This is a genomic window from Pseudomonas sp. PA-1-6B, assembly GCF_021609545.1.
Taxonomy (GTDB): domain Bacteria; phylum Pseudomonadota; class Gammaproteobacteria; order Pseudomonadales; family Pseudomonadaceae; genus Aquipseudomonas; species Aquipseudomonas fluorescens_BV.
Window position 1 is genome coordinate 1 of the sequence record NZ_WJZM01000088.1, and the last position, 16,550, is coordinate 16,550.

General features: G+C 60.6%; 12 protein-coding genes. 4 read left to right on the top strand and 8 right to left on the bottom strand.

Annotated elements, in window-relative coordinates; all coding sequences use genetic code 11:
* Positions 1–267: 267 nt before the first annotated feature.
* Positions 268–924 (bottom strand): TetR/AcrR family transcriptional regulator, encoded by a 657-nt coding sequence (locus tag GIV35_RS25980; RefSeq protein ID WP_236265252.1) that lies wholly within the window; start codon positions 922–924, stop codon positions 268–270.
* A 93-nt stretch (positions 925–1,017) separates the two neighbouring features.
* Between GIV35_RS25980 and GIV35_RS25985 the strand changes: the two genes are divergently transcribed.
* Both GIV35_RS25985 and GIV35_RS25990 read left to right on the top strand, forming a co-directional pair.
* Positions 1,018–2,118 carry an efflux RND transporter periplasmic adaptor subunit gene (locus GIV35_RS25985; protein ID WP_072447672.1) on the top strand — a complete coding sequence of 367 codons (1,101 nt, stop codon included), beginning with the start codon at positions 1,018–1,020 and terminating at the stop codon, positions 2,116–2,118.
* Positions 2,119–2,123: 5 nt separating this feature from the next.
* Positions 2,124–5,189, top strand: coding sequence for an efflux RND transporter permease subunit (locus GIV35_RS25990; RefSeq protein ID WP_054897123.1), 3,066 nt, complete (start codon positions 2,124–2,126; stop codon positions 5,187–5,189).
* Positions 5,190–5,853: 664 nt separating this feature from the next.
* Here the strand turns inward: GIV35_RS25990 and GIV35_RS25995 are convergent.
* The 3 genes from GIV35_RS25995 to plsB are packed head-to-tail and all read right to left on the bottom strand — an operon-like array spanning position 5,854 to position 9,543.
* Positions 5,854–6,543, bottom strand: a complete 690-nt coding sequence (locus tag GIV35_RS25995; protein WP_223022972.1) for a DUF4197 domain-containing protein — start codon at positions 6,541–6,543, stop codon at positions 5,854–5,856.
* 27 nt (positions 6,544–6,570) lie between these two features.
* Positions 6,571–6,972 carry a YbaY family lipoprotein gene (locus GIV35_RS26000; RefSeq protein WP_236265250.1) on the bottom strand — a complete coding sequence of 134 codons (402 nt, stop codon included), beginning with the start codon at positions 6,970–6,972 and terminating at the stop codon, positions 6,571–6,573.
* Positions 6,973–7,029: 57 nt separating this feature from the next.
* The gene (gene plsB / locus GIV35_RS26005) at positions 7,030–9,543 is read right to left on the bottom strand and encodes a glycerol-3-phosphate 1-O-acyltransferase PlsB (protein WP_236265249.1); all 2,514 of its coding nucleotides are present in this window, start codon (positions 9,541–9,543) and stop codon (positions 7,030–7,032) included.
* A gap of 180 nt (positions 9,544–9,723) precedes the next feature.
* Here plsB and GIV35_RS26010 point away from each other — a divergent pair, with 180 nt between their 5' ends.
* Entirely contained in the window at positions 9,724–9,933 is a 210-nt protein-coding gene (locus GIV35_RS26010; protein ID WP_034126819.1) for a cold-shock protein, read from the top strand.
* A 137-nt stretch (positions 9,934–10,070) separates the two neighbouring features.
* Here GIV35_RS26010 and GIV35_RS26015 read toward each other — a convergent pair whose 3' ends face one another.
* The 4 genes from GIV35_RS26015 to GIV35_RS26030 form a co-directional block, all read right to left on the bottom strand.
* Positions 10,071–10,448 (bottom strand): hypothetical protein, encoded by a 378-nt coding sequence (locus GIV35_RS26015; RefSeq protein WP_034126820.1) that lies wholly within the window; start codon positions 10,446–10,448, stop codon positions 10,071–10,073.
* Positions 10,449–10,502: 54 nt separating this feature from the next.
* Positions 10,503–11,312, bottom strand: a complete 810-nt coding sequence (locus GIV35_RS26020; RefSeq protein WP_200648534.1) for a putative RNA methyltransferase — start codon at positions 11,310–11,312, stop codon at positions 10,503–10,505.
* Positions 11,312–12,463 (bottom strand): succinyl-diaminopimelate desuccinylase, encoded by a 1,152-nt coding sequence (dapE, locus tag GIV35_RS26025; RefSeq protein WP_054897128.1) that lies wholly within the window; start codon positions 12,461–12,463, stop codon positions 11,312–11,314. The genes GIV35_RS26020 and dapE overlap by 1 nt, the downstream gene beginning before the upstream one ends.
* A 253-nt stretch (positions 12,464–12,716) precedes the next feature.
* Positions 12,717–15,308 carry a glycosyltransferase gene (locus GIV35_RS26030; protein ID WP_105226008.1) on the bottom strand — a complete coding sequence of 864 codons (2,592 nt, stop codon included), beginning with the start codon at positions 15,306–15,308 and terminating at the stop codon, positions 12,717–12,719.
* 217 nt (positions 15,309–15,525) lie between these two features.
* Between GIV35_RS26030 and tcdA the strand changes: the two genes are divergently transcribed.
* Positions 15,526–16,335 (top strand): tRNA cyclic N6-threonylcarbamoyladenosine(37) synthase TcdA, encoded by an 810-nt coding sequence (gene tcdA, locus GIV35_RS26035; RefSeq protein WP_419789557.1) that lies wholly within the window; start codon positions 15,526–15,528, stop codon positions 16,333–16,335.
* The last annotated feature ends 215 nt before the right edge of the window (positions 16,336–16,550 follow it).

Consider the following 16,550-nt stretch of genomic DNA (forward strand, 5'->3'; position numbering starts at 1 on the left):
CTCTTGCCCCACCACTCGGCACCTCGCTTAGGCTCGGTGTGCCCGTAATCCGCCAGTGATTTGGGGGGGCCGCCGCCACGCGCCATCCATGGCGCGGGGCGGCTAAACCGGCATCCCTGCCGGTTTATCCCCCAAATCCCTGTCGAATTCCGGCCAGCGTGGTTTGACGGGGCGCTTAAGATCAAAATCAAAAGCAGATCAAAAGCAGATCAAGAGCAGATCAAGAGCGACTCGCTTCGCATCGTGGTTACCGTCGGTTGCTACCGCCTATGCAGTGCTGTCGAGCCCCGTGCTGCGATAGCCCCGCATAAACAACTTCACCACGTCCTGCACATGCTCCTCGGCCTCTTGCGCACTCAATTGCCCGCCACACCCGTACAACAAACGAAAGTTCGCCGTGCCCTTAAGCAAGCAAAAGAAGTGCTCCGCGGCTTTGAACGGTGTGTCGATGCTCAGCGCGCCGCCCTGGTGAATCTTACCGAGCAGGCGCTCCATGCCTTGCAGCATGCGCATGGGGCCGGCGTTGAAGAAGATCTGGGAGAGTTTCACGTCCTGATTGCCGGTGGTCATCATCAGGCGATGCAGGTTTACCGACTCCTCGCTGTTGATCAGCCGATGAAAGCCGCGTGCGATGTTGAGCAACACCGTCTCGACGGGCATGCCTTCGGGAAGCTCGAAGTACATCACCGGCAACTGCTCTTCACATTTGGCCACCACCGCAGCGGTGAACAGCGTCTCCTTGTCGGTGAAGTGGCTGTAAACCGTGAGCTTCGATACGCCGGCCGCCAGGGCAACGGCGTCCATGCTGGTGTTCGCATAACCCTTGTCCAGGAACAGCGATTTCGCCGATTCGAGGATTGCCTGGCGTTTTGCCATGTCCTTGGGACGCCCGGGGCTTGCGGTGTTCAGAGGATTGTCGGACATTTTCACCTTTAATACTGGACTGGTGAGTTTGGTATTAATAACATACCGGCCAGTATAATTATTCCAAGCTCTATTTGCGAAAGGTCCTTCAGCATGCGCAGCGCTTTCCTGCCCCTTGCTTTGCCTGTCAGCCTGGTCTTCCTGTTGGCCGCGTGCGGCCATGAAGAAGCGGCCCAGACCACCGTACGTCCGGCCATGGTGGTGCAACCGCAGCCTTCGGCACAGGCGATGGACAGCTACCCCGGTGAGGTGCGTGCCCGTTATGAGCCGGACCTGGCCTTTCGCATCGGCGGTAAAGTCAGCAAGCGCCTGGTGGAGGAGGGCGAGCGGGTCAAGGCCAACCAGCCGCTGGCCGAACTCGACCCCCAGGACGTGCGCCTGCAACTGGAAGCGACCCGCGCTCAAGTAGCCGCTGCAGAGGCCAATCTCAGCCTGGTGCGTGCGGAACGAGATCGCTACAAGACCTTGATGGACCGGCAGATGGTCAGTCGGTCGCAGTACGACAATTCCGAAAACCTCTACCGAGCCGGTGAAGCACGCCTCAAGCAGATCAAGGCCGAGTTCGATGTGTCGAGCAACCAGGCCGGCTACGCCGTGCTGCGTGCGCCTCAGGACGGTGTGGTCGCCAAGCGTGCCGTCGAAGTGGGGCAAGTGGTTTCCGCTGGTCAGACCGTGTTCACCCTGGCCACCGATGGCGAGCGTGAAGTGTTGATCAGCCTGCCTGAACAGGGCTTTGGCCGCTTCAAGGTCGGCCAGCCAGTGTCGGTGGAGTTATGGAGCCAGCCAGAGCAACGTTTTGCCGGGCGCATTCGTGAGCTGTCTCCCGCGGCCGATCCCAAATCCCGCACTTTCGCCGCGCGTGTGGCCTTCACCGGCGGCAAAGTGCCCGCCGAACTGGGCCAAAGTGCGCGGGTTTTCATCCAGGCCGACGGTGTCATTGCGCTGTCGGTACCCTTGTCTGCCCTGAGTGCCGAAAACGGCGCGTCCTACGTCTGGCGCGTACAACCGGACAACACCCTTGAACGCACTCCCGTGCGCATTGGTGCCTTTGGCGAAAACACCGTACCGATACTGGAAGGATTGGCCGCCACCGATTGGGTGGTTGCCGCAGGCGTGCATGTACTCCATGAGGGCCAGTCAGTGCGCCCGGTGGACCGCTCCAACCGTGTGGTTAATCTGGCGGCCAAGGAGTAGTCCCCATGGGTTTCAATCTTTCCGAGTGGGCGTTGCGTAATCGCCAGATCGTACTGTTCCTGATGATCCTGCTGGCCGTGGTTGGCACCTTGTCCTACACCAAGCTGGGGCAAAGCGAAGACCCGCCCTTTACCTTCAAGGCCATGGTGATCAAGACCAACTGGCCCGGGGCCACGGCCCAGGAGGTATCGCGCCAGGTCACCGAGCGAATCGAGAAAAAACTCATGGAGACCGGTGAGTACGAACGCATCGTGTCGTTCTCCCGCCCAGGTGAATCCCAGGTCACCTTTATTGCCCGTGATTCGATGCGTTCGGCGCAGATTCCCGAGCTGTGGTATCAGGTGCGCAAGAAAATCAGCGACATCCGCCACACCTTGCCGCCGGATATCCAGGGGCCGTTTTTCAACGATGAGTTCGGCACCACGTTCGGCAATATCTACGCCCTGACCGGCGACGGATTCGACTACGCCGTGCTCAAGGACTACGCCGATCGCATCCAGATCCAGCTGCAACGTGTCCCGGATGTGGGCAAGGTCGAGTTGCTCGGCTTACAGGACGAGAAGATCTGGATCGAGCTGTCCAACCTCAAGCTCGCTACCCTCGGCTTGCCTTTGGCTGCGGTACAGCAGGCGTTGCAGGAACAAAATGCGGTGTCCACCGCCGGCTTCTTTGAAACCCCTACCGAGCGCGTGCAATTGCGCGTTTCTGGCAACTTCAAGACGGTGGAAGAGATCCGCAACTTTCCGATACGCGTGGGGGATCGCACTTTCCGCATCGGTGACGTGGCTGACATCCATCGAGGTTTCAACGACCCACCGGCACCGCGCATGCGCTACATGGGCGCAGATGCCATCGGCCTGGCCGTGGCCATGCGCGACGGTGGCGACATCCTCGTATTGGGCAAGGCCCTTGAAGCGCAATTCGCACGCCTGCAAAAGAACCTTCCGGCAGGGATGGAGCTGCGCAAAGTGTCGGACCAACCAGCAGCGGTAAAGACCAGCGTCGGCGAGTTTGTCCAGGTACTGGCTGAAGCGTTGGCGATTGTTTTGCTGGTGAGCTTTTTCTCCCTCGGTGTGCGCACCGGCATGGTCGTTGCCCTGACGATTCCGCTGGTACTGGCGATGACCTTTGCCAGCATGTACTACCTGGGCATCGGCCTGCACAAGATTTCCCTTGGCGCCTTGGTCCTGGCCCTGGGCTTGTTGGTAGATGACGCGATCATCGCCGTGGAAATGATGGCGATCAAAATGGAGCAGGGCTACGACCGGCTCAAGGCTGCGAGTTTCGCCTGGACCAGTACCGCGTTCCCTATGCTCACCGGCACCCTGATCACGGCGGCGGGCTTCTTGCCAATTGCCACCGCGCAATCGAGCACCGGGGAATACACCCGCTCGATCTTCCAGGTGGTGACCATCGCACTGCTGGCCTCCTGGGTGGCAGCCGTGGTGTTTGTGCCGTACCTGGGGGAAAAACTCCTGCCCGACCTGGCGAAGATTCACGCCGCCAAACACGGTACCGACGGCCCGGACCCTTACGGCACACCCTTCTATCAGCGTGTAAGACGTCTGGTGGAGTGGTGCGTGCAACGGCGTAAAACCGTGATCGTGCTGACCTTGCTGCTGTTTATCGGCTCGGTTGCACTGTTCCGCTTCGTGCCGCAACAGTTCTTCCCGGCTTCCGGTCGCCTGGAGTTGATGGTCGACCTGAAACTGGCCGAGGGCGCTTCGCTCAGCAACACCGCCGAACAGGTCAAACGCCTGGAGGCGTTGCTCAAGGAGCATGCCGGCATCAACAACTATGTCGCCTACGCGGGCACCGGTTCGCCGCGGTTTTACCTGCCACTGGACCAGCAATTGCCCGCTGCCAGCTTCGCCCAGTTTGTGGTGCTGGCCAACACCATCGAGGAGCGAGAAAGCCTGCGCACCTGGCTGATCGAAACCCTCAACGAGCAATTTCCCGACCTGCGCTCGCGTGTCACACGGCTGGAGAACGGCCCGCCCGTAGGTTACCCGGTGCAGTTTCGCGTGACCGGCGAGCACATCGAAGAGGTGCGCGCGCTGGCGCGCAAAGTGGCGGCCAAGGTTCGCGAAAATACCCATGTGGTCAATGTGCACTTGGACTGGGAAGAGCCAAGCAAAATCGTCTACCTGAATATCGACCAGGACCGTGCCCGCGCCCTCGGTGTGAGCACTGCCAACCTGGCGAAATTCCTGCAGAGTTCCCTGACCGGCTCCAGCGTCAGCCAGTACCGTGAGGACAACGAATTGATCGAGATCCTCTTGCGCGGCACAGTGCATGAGCGTAGCGAACTGTCGCGCCTGCCGAGCCTTGCCGTGCCCACCGACAATGGTAAAAGCGTGGCGCTGTCGCAAATTGCTACCCTCGAATATGGCTTCGAAGAGGGCATCATCTGGCATCGCAACCGCTTGCCCACGGTGACTGTGCGGGCCGATATCTATGGCAAGGAACAGCCGGCGACGCTCGTGCAGCAGATCTTGCCGACGCTCGCCGATGTACGTGCCGAACTGCCGGATGGCTACCTGCTGGAAGTGGGCGGCACGGTTGAAGATTCAGCGCGTGGGCAAAACTCGGTGAAGGCCGGCGTGCCGCTGTTTATCGTGGTGGTGCTGACCTTGCTGATGCTGCAACTGCGCAGCTTTTCGCGCACGGCGATGGTCTTTCTCACCGCACCGTTGGGGCTGATAGGCGTGACCCTGTTCCTGCTGGTATTCCACCAACCCTTCGGCTTCGTCGCCATGCTTGGCACCATCGCGCTGTCGGGAATGATCATGCGTAATTCGGTGATTTTGGTGGACCAGATCGAGCAAGACATCAAGGCCGGCCTGGCACCTTGGCAGGCGATTATCGAAGCTACGGTCCGACGCTTTCGCCCGATTGTTCTGACGGCACTGGCGGCGGTGCTGGCGATGATTCCGCTGTCGCGCAGTGTGTTCTTCGGGCCGATGGCCGTGGCGATCATGGGAGGGTTGATCGTGGCTACGGCATTGACCTTGCTCTTTCTCCCGGCGCTTTATGCCGCGTGGTTTCGCGTCAAAAAGGACGCTGGATAATCAGGCTGTCATCTCGGTTGTCGGGGCGTAGAGAGTACGCGCCCCGTCACCGTTGGCATGCGGCAGAATGAGCAATTTTCCTATGTGAGAGATAGGAAGCTCACTACACGGGGCTAGGAACCTTTCCTTATTGATTGCCACTCAATGTTACCTGGTTGGCAGGTACCTACTGCTCTTGCTCGTCGGCAGAAACAGTAGTGATTGGAATGAATTTAAGGAGTTCGCCATGTGTATAGCTAGTTTGAAGGCTTTTCTGCGTCCGCCCAGCAGGCCAAAACCTCCTGAAAAGTGTAAACCCAGCCCTCCTGAACGTTGTAAGCCCAAGCGCCCTGGGTATTGCAAACCCAAGCCTCTTGAGAGTTTCAGACCCAAGCCCCCTGAGGAATGCAAACCCAGGCCCCCTGAGTATTGCAAACCCAAGCCTCCTGAGGATTGCGAAACCAACCCCCCTGAGTATTACAAGCCCAAGCCTCCTGAGGAGTGCAAACCCAACCCTGCTGAGTATTGCAATCCCGAGCCCCCTGCGAAGTGTTGCTACATAAAAACCGTTGAGCTGACGATTGTCATGAAGGCGGCCATAAATTACTGACTTTGAGGCTCTTTTTTGCGCAAACGCCTCGAGAATACGAGGCGCTTGTGGGGGCGCAGGGCAGATCGGCAGGTTTTACAGCGCGCCAAACACCTTCTTGGCCAAGCCGGTAGCCGCAGCCGCTGGATTCTTGCGAATCGTTTCTTCCTGCTGCGCAATCATCTTGAACAAACCATCCAGGGCCTGCTCGGTCACGTAGTTCTCAACGTTGGCGCTCTTGGCGTCCACCGCGCCAAAGGCCGCGGCCTTGCCGGCCAGGGTGTTGTACTGCTGGGCCACGCCGACTTTGTCGGTGGCGGCCTTGACGATAGGCAGGAACTTGGCGCGAATCTCTTCACGGCTGCTTTTGTTCAGGTACTGGGTGGCGGAGTCCTGGCCACCGCTGAGAATGCCCTTGGCGTCGGTCACGCTCATGTTCTTCACAGCGTTGACCAGGATCGGCTGGGCCTGAGTCACGGCGGTTTCCGCTGCCTTGTTCATGCTGGTTTCCAGTTGCGTGACCTGGTCACCCATGCCGAACATTTTCAACTTGTCGGCGACTTTGCCGAGTTTGCCCGGCAGGCCGATCTTCACGTCCGGGTTGTTGCTGAAACCACCGGGCGTCCCGAGTTGTTTCACAGCAATCTGTGCACCTTGGGTCAAGGCATCCTTGAGGCCGCCGCTGGCTTCACCCTGGGACAGGCTGCCGAGATCCAGGGCCATGGCGTTGGCGCCGAATAGCAAGCCAGCACACAGGGCGGTGAGGCGAAGAGATTTGCGGAGCATGGGCGCTTCCTTATGGGGTGGGAATGATCAGTGTGCGGCCGCATCCACGCGCAGGCGCAGCGGTTGTGGGTCCTGGCCGTTGAGCTGCACGGTGTGCCGCTCGGTGGTGATAAACAGTAGCTTGCCGTCCAGCTCGATGCGAGCGCTGACCGAGTATGTGTGGCCTGGTTTAACCTGGGCCGGGTCATAGCTCAGGTGAAACGGCAGCGGCACCTGGCCTTTGACCGGGCCTTTCTGTTCGGCGAAGGTCACGGCCGGGGCGTCCATCAGAGACACGTCCTGCAGGCTGACACTCAAGGTGGCGGCTGGCGGCAGGGCGATGCGTTGCAGGTAGAACACTTCGCCGTCGAGGCTGGCCTTCGGGGTTGGGGTCATCGAGTGGCAGGCTCCGAGCAGGGCGGTCAGGCCCAGGAGGATGAGTTTTTTCAAGGTGCGGCTCCTTTTCAACGGCGCCGGAATCCGCCCGGCGCCTCATTCAGTCTAGCGCTATGCTTCAGGGTTGACGGCAACCGGTTCGGCCGCAGCCTCGGCTGCGCCGTCCACGCGGTGCAAGGCAACCTGGCGGATCGACAGGCGAATATCCGCCGGCAGTACGCGTTTGGCGGCGCCTTCGGCCAGTTCGCCGAGCAGGTCGTGATAGCCCAGCTTGCCGGCTTCATCGCGGCGCAGCACATCTTGCTCCAGCAACGTCTGGATAAAATGTCGGAAAAGACTCTTGTCGAAGAATTCCGGGGCATTGAGGCCGTGCAGGATCGACAGGCGCTGGGCCATGATCGTGCACAGGTCTTCCAGCTCTTCGGCGCTGATGCTGTTCTGGCCGCTGTTGAGCAGTAACGAGATCGCCATGTAGAAACGTTGCAGGGTCTGGGCGATGCTCTTGGACAGCAGCGTCAGCAGCACAAAGTGCCGCGAACTCGGCGCCGGGCGCAGGTATACGGCGTTTTCGAAACGCAGCAGGCCTTGTTCGACAAACGCGTCCAGCCACTGGTCGACCACGCTGTCCAGATCCTCCAGCGACCAACGGATAAACAGCTCCGATTGCAGGTACGGGTAGAGCGCGTGGGTGTAGCGCAGGATCTGTTCGCGGGTCATGCGCGAACTGCTCTGGAAGAAGCTCGCCAGCAACGCTGGCAGGGCGAAGATGTGCAGCACATTGTTGCGGTAGTAGGTCATCAGGACGGCATTCTGCTCATCCAGATAAACGATTTTGCCCAGGGCGTCGCTCTGTTCGGACAACAGGTTCATGTCCTTGACGTGCTTGATCAGCGCCAGGCCATCGCCCTCCGGCAAAGTGGTATGGGGCGAGTAGGGCACACGACGCAACAGCGCCAGGTACAGGTCCAGCTGGCGGGCCATGGCCTGTTCATCCAGAGCCAGGCGGGTGGTGGACAGCAGGGCCAGCGCCACCAGGTTCACTGGGTTCACCGCAGCGGCTTCGTTCAAATGACGCGCCACCTGTTCGCCGAGGCGATTGGTGGTTTCGTTTAGCCAGGCCGGTTTGTAGTTCGGCCCCAGTTCCTGGGCGCGCCAGTCCGGTTGCTCGGCGTCGAGGAACTCCGCCAGCTTGATCGGCTCACCGAAGTTGACCGCCACTTGGCCGAAGCGCTGCTTGAGCGCGCCGACCACTTTGAAAATATCGAAGATCGACTCTTTCTTCTTGCTCGCGCCACGCAGTTCGCCCAGGTAAGTGCGGCCTTCGAGCACGCGCTCATAGCCGATATACACCGGCACGAACACGATGGGCATGCGCGAGGAACGCAGGAAGCTGCGCAAGGTGATCGCCAGCATGCCGGTTTTCGGTTGCAGCATGCGCCCGGTGCGCGAGCGGCCGCCTTCGACGAAGTATTCCACCGGGAAACCCTTGGTAAACAGGGTGTGCAGGTATTCGTTGAACACCGAGGTGTACAAAGGGTTGCCCTTGAAGGTGCGGCGCATGAAAAACGCACCGCCACGGCGCAGCAGGCTGCCGATCACCGGCATGTTGAGGTTGATGCCGGCGGCGATGTGCGGCGGGGTCAGGCCGTTCTTGAACAGCAGGTAGGACAGCAGCAGATAGTCGATGTGGCTGCGGTGGCAAGGCACGTAGATCACCTCGTAGCCTTGGGCCACCTTTTGCACGCCCTCGATGTTATTGACCTTGATACCGTCGTAGATCTTGTTCCAGAACCAGCTCAATACCACTTCCAGGAAGCGGATCGCGGTGTAGGTGTAATCCGAGGCAATCTCGTTGCCATAGCGCAGGGCCAGGGCCTTGGCTTTTTCCGGGGCGATCTTTTCGCGTTCGACTTCATCCGCAATGGCTTGGCGTACCAGCGGCATATTGACCAGGCCCTTGACCAGATTACGCCGGTGGGACAGGTCGGGGCCGATCACTGCCGTCTTCAGGTTACGCAAGTGCACACGCAGGATGCGCTGGGCCATGCGTACGGTGCGTTCGTGGCCTTTATTGTGCTCGATCAATTCACGCAGGTTGATAGGCGCGGAGAATTGCACGCGGGTCTTGCGCCCCAGGATCAGGATGCTCAACAACCGGCGTAGACGCCCGGTGACCGCCCAGCTGTCGGCGAACAACAGCTTCCACGGGCTGGACTCGCTTTCGGGGGATTGGCCCCAGAACACACTGACCGGAATGATTTGTGCATTCTCTTCGGCGTGTTCGGTGAGGGTGTTGACCAGGCGCGTCAGGGTGGGCGGCGCACCGCGCTTGTCCTGGCGGCCGAGCCAATCCGGATCCGGCGTGAGGTAGAAGAACGCCGCAGGCTCCATCAACGGCCCCACCGACACCGGCAGCACCGGACGTGGCAGGCCAGCCTTGGTGCACTCGGCATCGACCACCGCCAACTCGGTGAGGGAGGGGGATTGCAGGACGTAGAAAACCGGCCGGCTGCGGTCCAGGTTGAGGGTTAGGGACGACTGGTTGATCGTCTCTGAGCGAACCCAGAGGTACAACAGTCGGCGCAAGGTGCCAAACACCAGACGGCGGAACGGGGAGCGGGTCATAGGCGAGCTGCTTCAAGTGGAAAAAACCGAGCAGGCGCTCGGGCGGGTAGTGTGCCGTATTCGCCGAAAATCGGCAAAAAAGCAGCGATGTAAAGTTGAGTTGATGGTTTTTGAGCCTGTCTTATACTCGGCAGTTCAATGCGAGCGACTCAACAATAAAAAACCAGTGGGAGTGAACAGATGTCAACGCGCGAAACCGGGAATGTGAAGTGGTTCAACGATGCAAAGGGCTACGGCTTTATCCAGCGTGAGGATGGCAAGGATGTGTTTGTGCACTACCGCGCCATTCGCGGTGAAGGCCACCGTTCGTTGGCCGAAGGCCAGCAGGTGGAGTACGCCGTGGTGACGGGCGAGAAGGGCTTGCAGGCGGAGGATGTGGTGGGCCTGTAACAACTTTGTTTTGCTAACCCATTCAACTGTGGGAGCTGGCTTGCCTGCGATAGCATCACTGTGGTCTGACTGATAGACCAAGGTGTCTGCATCGCAGGCAAGCCAGCTCCTACATTGATTGGGTTAGCAATCCGCTGTCAGGCGGTTTTCCAAGTGATCTGCTCTTCACCGTCTTCGCTGATGCGAATCCAGGTGTCGGCACTTTCCTCACCTTCTTCCTCAACCCAGGTGCCCGGTGCGCAACGCACTTCGACGTTCAGCGCGGCAAACGCGGCGCGGGCGCAGGCGATGTCGTCGTCCCATGGGGTCTGGTCGCTTTCCAGGTACAGGCTGTTCCATTTGCCCACCGCCTTGGGCAGCCAGGTCACCGGCACGCTGCCGGCCTTGCACTTGTAGGTCTGGCCTTTCTGGACCCAGTCGGTACACGGGCCGAGTGCGGCGCCCAGCCAGGCAGCGATGGCCTTGTGATCGACGTCGGCGTCCTTCAGGTAAATCTCAATATCGGGTTGGCGCATGGATGTTCCTCGTTGCGGGATTCGAAAATCCATTCGCGGATGGGTGAACGTCAGTCATTGAAGCACGAAATAATCGTAACGCATCGACACCGTGACCTGCAGCGGCTCAGCCGCCTCGATCACCTCGTGGCGGCGCTCGGCACTGGCCCGCCAGCCGTGGGGCGTCATCGCCAGCAGGTTGGCGCGGTCCTGGGCTTCGGCCAGGCTCAGGGTGAATTCCAGGGTTTCACTGTGAGCAAGGCTCATACCGTCCGGCACCAGGGCCAGGTGCTTGTCGTCGGTGTACTCGCGTACCTCGTCGTAAAGACGCTCGCGCAGTTCCATCAAATGGCCGCGGGTGGGGCCGACCTTCATCAAACCGCCGCCGGGACTGAGCAGGCGCTTGGCCTCTTGCCAGTCCAACGGGCTGAACACGCTGGCGAGGAACTGGCAACTGGCATCGGCCAATGGCACGCGGGCCATGCTGGCGATCAACCAGGTCAGCGCCGGGTTGCGTTTGCACGCGCGCTTGACCGCCTCCTTGGAGATATCCAGCGCGTAGCCATCGGCATCGGGCAGGGCCTGGGCGATTTGTGCGGTGTAGTAACCCTCACCACAGCCAATATCCACCCAGCGCTGCGGTGCACGCTCGGCGGCCAGTTCGGCCAGGCGCTTGGCCACTGGCGCATAGTGGCCAGCGTTGAGGAAGTCGCGGCGCGCCTCGACCATGGCCAGGTTGTCGCCTGGGTCGCGGCTGTTCTTGTGCTGCACCGGCAACAGGTTCAAATAACCCTGGCGCGCGCGGTCGAAGCGGTGCCCGGCCGGGCACGCCACGCCATTGTCCACGGTATTGAGCGGTGCACTGCAAATGGGGCAGGCAAGCATCAGGCGAGCAACTTGATCAGGGTCTGGTAGTAGATTTCGGTCAGCACGTCGAGGTCGCTGGCCAGGATGCGTTCATTGACCTGGTGGATCGTCGCGTTCACCGGGCCCAGTTCGACCACCTGGGTGCCCAACGTTGCAATGAAGCGCCCATCGGAAGTACCGCCACTGGTGGACGCCTGGGTCTCGCGCCCGGTGATCGCCAGGATGCTGGCCGAAACTGCATCCAGCAGAGCGCCTGGCTCGGTGAGGAACGGCAGGCCCGACAGCGCCCACTCCACGTGCCAGTCCAGGCCATGTTTGTCGAGAATGGCCGCGACGCGTTGTTGCAGGCCCTCGACGGTGGACTCGGTGGAAAAACGGAAGTTGAACACCGCCGTCAGGTCACCTGGGATCACGTTGGTGGCACCGGTACCGGAGTTGAGGTTGGAAATCTGGAAGCTGGTCGGTGGGAAGAACGCGTTGCCGTCATCCCAATGTTCGGCGGCGAGTTCGGCCAGCGCCGGTGCTGCGAGGTGGATCGGGTTCTTCGCCAGGTGCGGATAAGCCACGTGGCCCTGTACACCGCGCACGGTCAAGGTGGCACCAAGGGAGCCACGGCGGCCGTTCTTGACCACGTCGCCCACCAGGCTGGTGCTCGACGGTTCGCCGACGATGCACCAGTCCAGGCGCTCCTTGCGTGCGGCCAAGCGTTCGATCACGGCCTTGGTGCCGTGGTGCGCCGGGCCTTCTTCGTCGCTGGTGATCAGGAAGGCGACCGAACCCTTGTGATCCGGGTAGTCGCTGACGAAACGCTCCGCCGCCACCAGCATCGCCGCCAGGCTGCCTTTCATGTCCGCCGCCCCACGGCCGCAGAGCATGCCGTTGTCATCGATCAACGCGTCGAACGGGTCGTTCTGCCAGGCCTGTACCGGGCCGGTCGGCACCACGTCGGTGTGACCGGCAAAACACAGCACCGGGCCTTCGTGCTTGCCGTGGGTGGCCCAGAAGTTGTCCACGTCTTCAATGCGCATCGGTTCAAGCGCAAAACCGGCGTCGCCCAGGCGCTGCATCATCAGCTTCTGGCAATCGGCATCGATCGGTGTGACCGACGGGCGACGGATCAGGTCGATGGCCAGTTGAAGGGTCGGCGAAAGGTCGGCATGGGCCGTCATGGGGGAACTCCGGAAAGCGTGTGGTGGGCGCAGGACGAATGTGGAAATACCGAGCCTGGAGCGACGCAATTCCAATGTGGGAGCTGGCTTGCCGGCGATAGCATCGCTGCGGTGTGCCTGTCAGACCGCGGCGTCTGCATCGCAGGCAAGCCAGCTCCCACATAGAATTGGGCCAGGCCAAGTCTCACAAACGGCCGTTATCTTATAGCAAAACGGCGGCCAAGGGCCGCCGTTTAGTGCATCGCGTGACTTTTTACGCCGCCGGCGCGGGCTCAGGCGCCGCCGAAGGTTTGGGCAGCGACGACAGGAACGCCATGATCAGCGCCGCCACATACGGCAGCGACTGCACCAGCAACATCACCACCCAGAAGCGAATGTCATTGCTCGGCAGGCCTTGCACCAGGTAGATCCCCAGCGCCGCGCCCCACAGCAGCAGCATGATGAACATTTCTTCGCGGGCTTCGGAAATTGCCACCCAGAAGCCGTGGTTATCCGCATTTTTCGGTGTACGAAAGAACGGAATGCTGCTGGTGAAGAAGCCGTACAACACCGCCTTGGCGATGGTATGAGACAGCGCCAACCCGGCCAGCGCCGCGCAGAACGCATCTTTCAAGTTCACACCTACCGCACGACGGTAGAGGAAGATGATCTTGCCGACCTTGAACACAAACAACGCCAACGGCGGGATTGCGAAAATCAGCAATGGCGGGTCGACCCGAGTCGGCACGATGATCATCGCCGCAGACCACAACAGGGCGCCGACGGTAAAGAAGATGTTCATGCCATCGGCCACCCACGGCAACCAGCCCGCAAGGAAGTGGTAGCGTTGGCCGCGGGTCAGTTCGGTGTCCTTGCCGCGCAACAGGCTGGCGGTGTGGCGCTTGATGATCTGGATCGCGCCATAGGCCCAGCGGAAACGCTGTTTCTTGAAGTCGATAAAGGTATCCGGCATCAAACCCTTGCCGTAGCTGTCGTGGTAGTACGCCGCGGACAGGCCTTTTTCGAACACGCGCAGGCCCAGTTCGGCGTCTTCACAGATGCACCAGTCGGCCCAGCCCAGCTCTTCAAGCACCGAGCGGCGGGTCATGGTCATGGTGCCGTGCTGGATGATCGCGTCACGGTCGTTACGGGTCACCATGCCGATATGGAAGAAGCCCTTGTATTCGGCGTAGCAGAGTTTCTTGAAGGTGCTTTCGTTCTGGTCGCGGTAATCCTGGGGCGACTGCACCACGGCGATTTTCGGGTCGGCGAAGTGCGGCACCATGTGCTTGAGCCAGTTCGGCGATACGCAGTAGTCCGAGTCGATCACTGCGATCACTTCGGCATCCTTGGCGGTGTGCGGGATCAGGTAGTTCAGCGCGCCGCCCTTGAAACCGGCCAGGGGCGCGACGTGGAAGAACTTGAAGCGCGGGCCGAGGGTTTCGCAGTAGTCGCGTACCGGCTCCCACACCGCCGGGTCCTTGGTGTTGTTGTCGATGATCAGGACTTCGTAGTCCGGATAGTCGAGGGCGGCCAGGGCATCGAGGGTCTGCTTGACCATTTCCGGTGGCTCGTTGTAGCACGGCACGTGGATCGATACTTTAGGGCGGTAGTCCGAGTCGCCTTCCACGGGCAGGAATTCACGCCGGCGCTTGTGGGTCCACACCGCTTCCGCCAGTTCGTGGGCTTCGGTCAGCAACACAATGAACACGCCCAGGGCGCCGAGTGCCAGCAACACACCGACCGTCACGCTGAACCAGGTGCTGTATTGCTGGCTGTAGTCGTAGCCGATCCAGACCAGCACCGACCCGCACAGGAACGCAATGAAGGTCAGGAAGGTACGGCCCCGCTGGCGCAGGGCTGAGCCGTCGATCATCAACAGGGTCAGGGACAGCAGCGCAAGCACTACCGAACCGATGGCCAGTACCCGCCATTGCGGAATCGCCACCACCGGGCCGTCAAAATTGAATTTCTGCTGGCGCGCGGCATTGAATACACCCCAATACGCACCCGCCGAACCTTCGTCGCTGACCTTCCACGGCTGGTCGAAGGCCTCGATCACAAAGTAGTTGTAACCCTGGCGGTTGAGCTTGTTGACCAGCGTACGCAGGTAAATCGCCTGGTCGGCCGGCGACGTCTCATTGCCACCGCGCATACGGCCGTTGCTCGGCCAGCCCACTTCCGATAGCAGCAGCTGCTTTTTCGGGAAGGCTTTCTTCAGGTCCTTGGCGCGGTCGAGAACGTACTGGCCGGCCTTGTCCATCGGGATGTACTCCCAGAACGGCAGGATGTGCGCGGCGATCAGGTCGACGTGCTTGGCCAGTTGCGGGTTCTTTTCCCAGATGTGCCATTGCTCGGAGGTGGTCACCGGGACTTTCACGGCGGCGCGCACGCGGTCGAGCAGCACGATCAGGGCTTCGGGGGTGATTTCTTCACGGAACAACGCTTCGTTGCCCACCACTACGCGCACGACACTGCGCGAGGTGTTGGCGATCTCGATAGCGCGCTGGATCTCCCGCTCGTTACGCTCAAGGTCCGGGCTGATCCAGATCCCCAGGGTCACGCGCAGGCCAAACTCTTCGGCCAGCTTGGGTATATCCCCCAGGGGGCCGTCCACCGAGTAGGTACGGATGTTGTCCGTCAGCTTGCTCATGATCGCAAGGTCCTGACGCATCTGTTCGTCGGTAGGGTACTGGCCTTTCTGCGGGTACTGGCCTTGCTGGAACGGCGAGTAGGAAAAACCGGAGATCTGATCGGGCCAGTTGGGAGCGGTGACCGGGCGGTTGATCAGCGCCCAGAAACCGGTGAACAGCGCGGCAATTGCCAGCACCACCACCAGGTTGAGTCCAAATTTACGCGATGCCATGGTTATGTCGGGTTCCAAAGGGTGCGGAACGAAAGAGGTGTCGGCCTGCGCCGAACGGCGCGCATCCTACACTGGCGCTTCCCTGAGCGTACAGCAGACAGAGAAAAGCCGGACGTTAGTCTGCGAAACTCCATCTAAGTTCTTCACTTGTAACTTGTAGCTTAAAACTTGCCGCTCCGTAGCCCTATAATGCGCGCCGGTTTTTGGGGTAATGATGATGAGTACAGAAGATCCGCGGTTTGCAGGCGTCGCCCGCTTGTACGGGCTTGAGGGCCTGGAGCGCTTGAAAGCGGCCCATGTGGCGATTGTCGGCGTCGGCGGCGTGGGTTCCTGGGCGGCGGAAGCGATTGCCCGCTGCGGGGTGGGCGAGATTTCGCTGTTTGACCTGGACGATGTCTGCGTCAGCAACAGCAACCGCCAGTTGCATGCCTTGGACAGCACCGTGGGCAAGCCCAAGGTCGAAGTGATGGCCGAGCGTTTGCGCGGTATTAATCCTGAGTGCACCGTGCACGCGGTGGCAGACTTCGTCACCCGCGACACCATGGCCGAGTACATCCCCCCGACTATCGACTGCGTGATCGACTGCATCGACGCGGTCAACGCCAAGGCGGCGCTGATTGCCTGGTGCAAGCGCCGCAAGATCCAGATCATCACCACTGGCGGTGCCGGCGGGCAGATTGACCCCACGCTGATCCAGGTGTGCGATCTGAACCGCACCTTCAATGATCCGCTGGCGTCGAAAGTACGCTCTACCTTGCGCCGCGATTATGGCTTCTCGCGCACGGTGACCCGCCATTACAGCGTGCCCTGCGTGTTTTCCACCGAACAACTGCGCTATCCCAAACCCGATGGCAGTATCTGTTTGCAGAAGAGTTTTGTCGGCGACGGGGTCAAGCTTGACTGCGCGGGAGGGTTTGGCGCAGTGATGATGGTCACGGCCACGTTCGGTATGGTGGCGGCGACCAAGGCGGTGGACAAGATTGTGGCGGGAGTGCGCAGGCCTTCAGAGCGCATCAAACCCAGCTAAATCTCATTGTCGAACATAGATCCAAATTGTGGGAGCTGGCTTGCCTGCGATAGCGGTGTGTCAGCCACTGAAAATACTGACTGATTCGCCGCTATCGCAGCATAGGTATCTACACAACTTCGGCACGACGCTAAATCTGTGGCGAGGGAGCTTGCTCCCGTGACGGCCTGGCAGCCGACACAGATATAACTGATGCCCCGCGATCCAATGTGGGA

What these genes read in the sequence shown, in the direction of transcription:
- GIV35_RS25995 (WP_223022972.1), bottom strand. Translation starts at nt 6,543, where the DNA reads ATGCTCCGCAAATCTCTTCGCCTCACCGCCCTGTGTGCTGGCTTGCTA.
- GIV35_RS25980 (WP_236265252.1), bottom strand. Translation starts at nt 924, where the DNA reads ATGTCCGACAATCCTCTGAACACCGCAAGCCCCGGGCGTCCCAAGGAC.
- GIV35_RS26030 (WP_105226008.1), bottom strand. Translation starts at nt 15,308, where the DNA reads ATGGCATCGCGTAAATTTGGACTCAACCTGGTGGTGGTGCTGGCAATT.
- GIV35_RS26020 (WP_200648534.1), bottom strand. Translation starts at nt 11,312, where the DNA reads ATGCTTGCCTGCCCCATTTGCAGTGCACCGCTCAATACCGTGGACAAT.
- tcdA (WP_419789557.1), top strand. Translation starts at nt 15,526, where the DNA reads ATGAGTACAGAAGATCCGCGGTTTGCAGGCGTCGCCCGCTTGTACGGG.
- GIV35_RS25985 (WP_072447672.1), top strand. Translation starts at nt 1,018, where the DNA reads ATGCGCAGCGCTTTCCTGCCCCTTGCTTTGCCTGTCAGCCTGGTCTTC.
- GIV35_RS26015 (WP_034126820.1), bottom strand. Translation starts at nt 10,448, where the DNA reads ATGCGCCAACCCGATATTGAGATTTACCTGAAGGACGCCGACGTCGAT.
- plsB (WP_236265249.1), bottom strand. Translation starts at nt 9,543, where the DNA reads ATGACCCGCTCCCCGTTCCGCCGTCTGGTGTTTGGCACCTTGCGCCGA.
- dapE (WP_054897128.1), bottom strand. Translation starts at nt 12,463, where the DNA reads ATGACGGCCCATGCCGACCTTTCGCCGACCCTTCAACTGGCCATCGAC.
- GIV35_RS25990 (WP_054897123.1), top strand. Translation starts at nt 2,124, where the DNA reads ATGGGTTTCAATCTTTCCGAGTGGGCGTTGCGTAATCGCCAGATCGTA.
- GIV35_RS26010 (WP_034126819.1), top strand. Translation starts at nt 9,724, where the DNA reads ATGTCAACGCGCGAAACCGGGAATGTGAAGTGGTTCAACGATGCAAAG.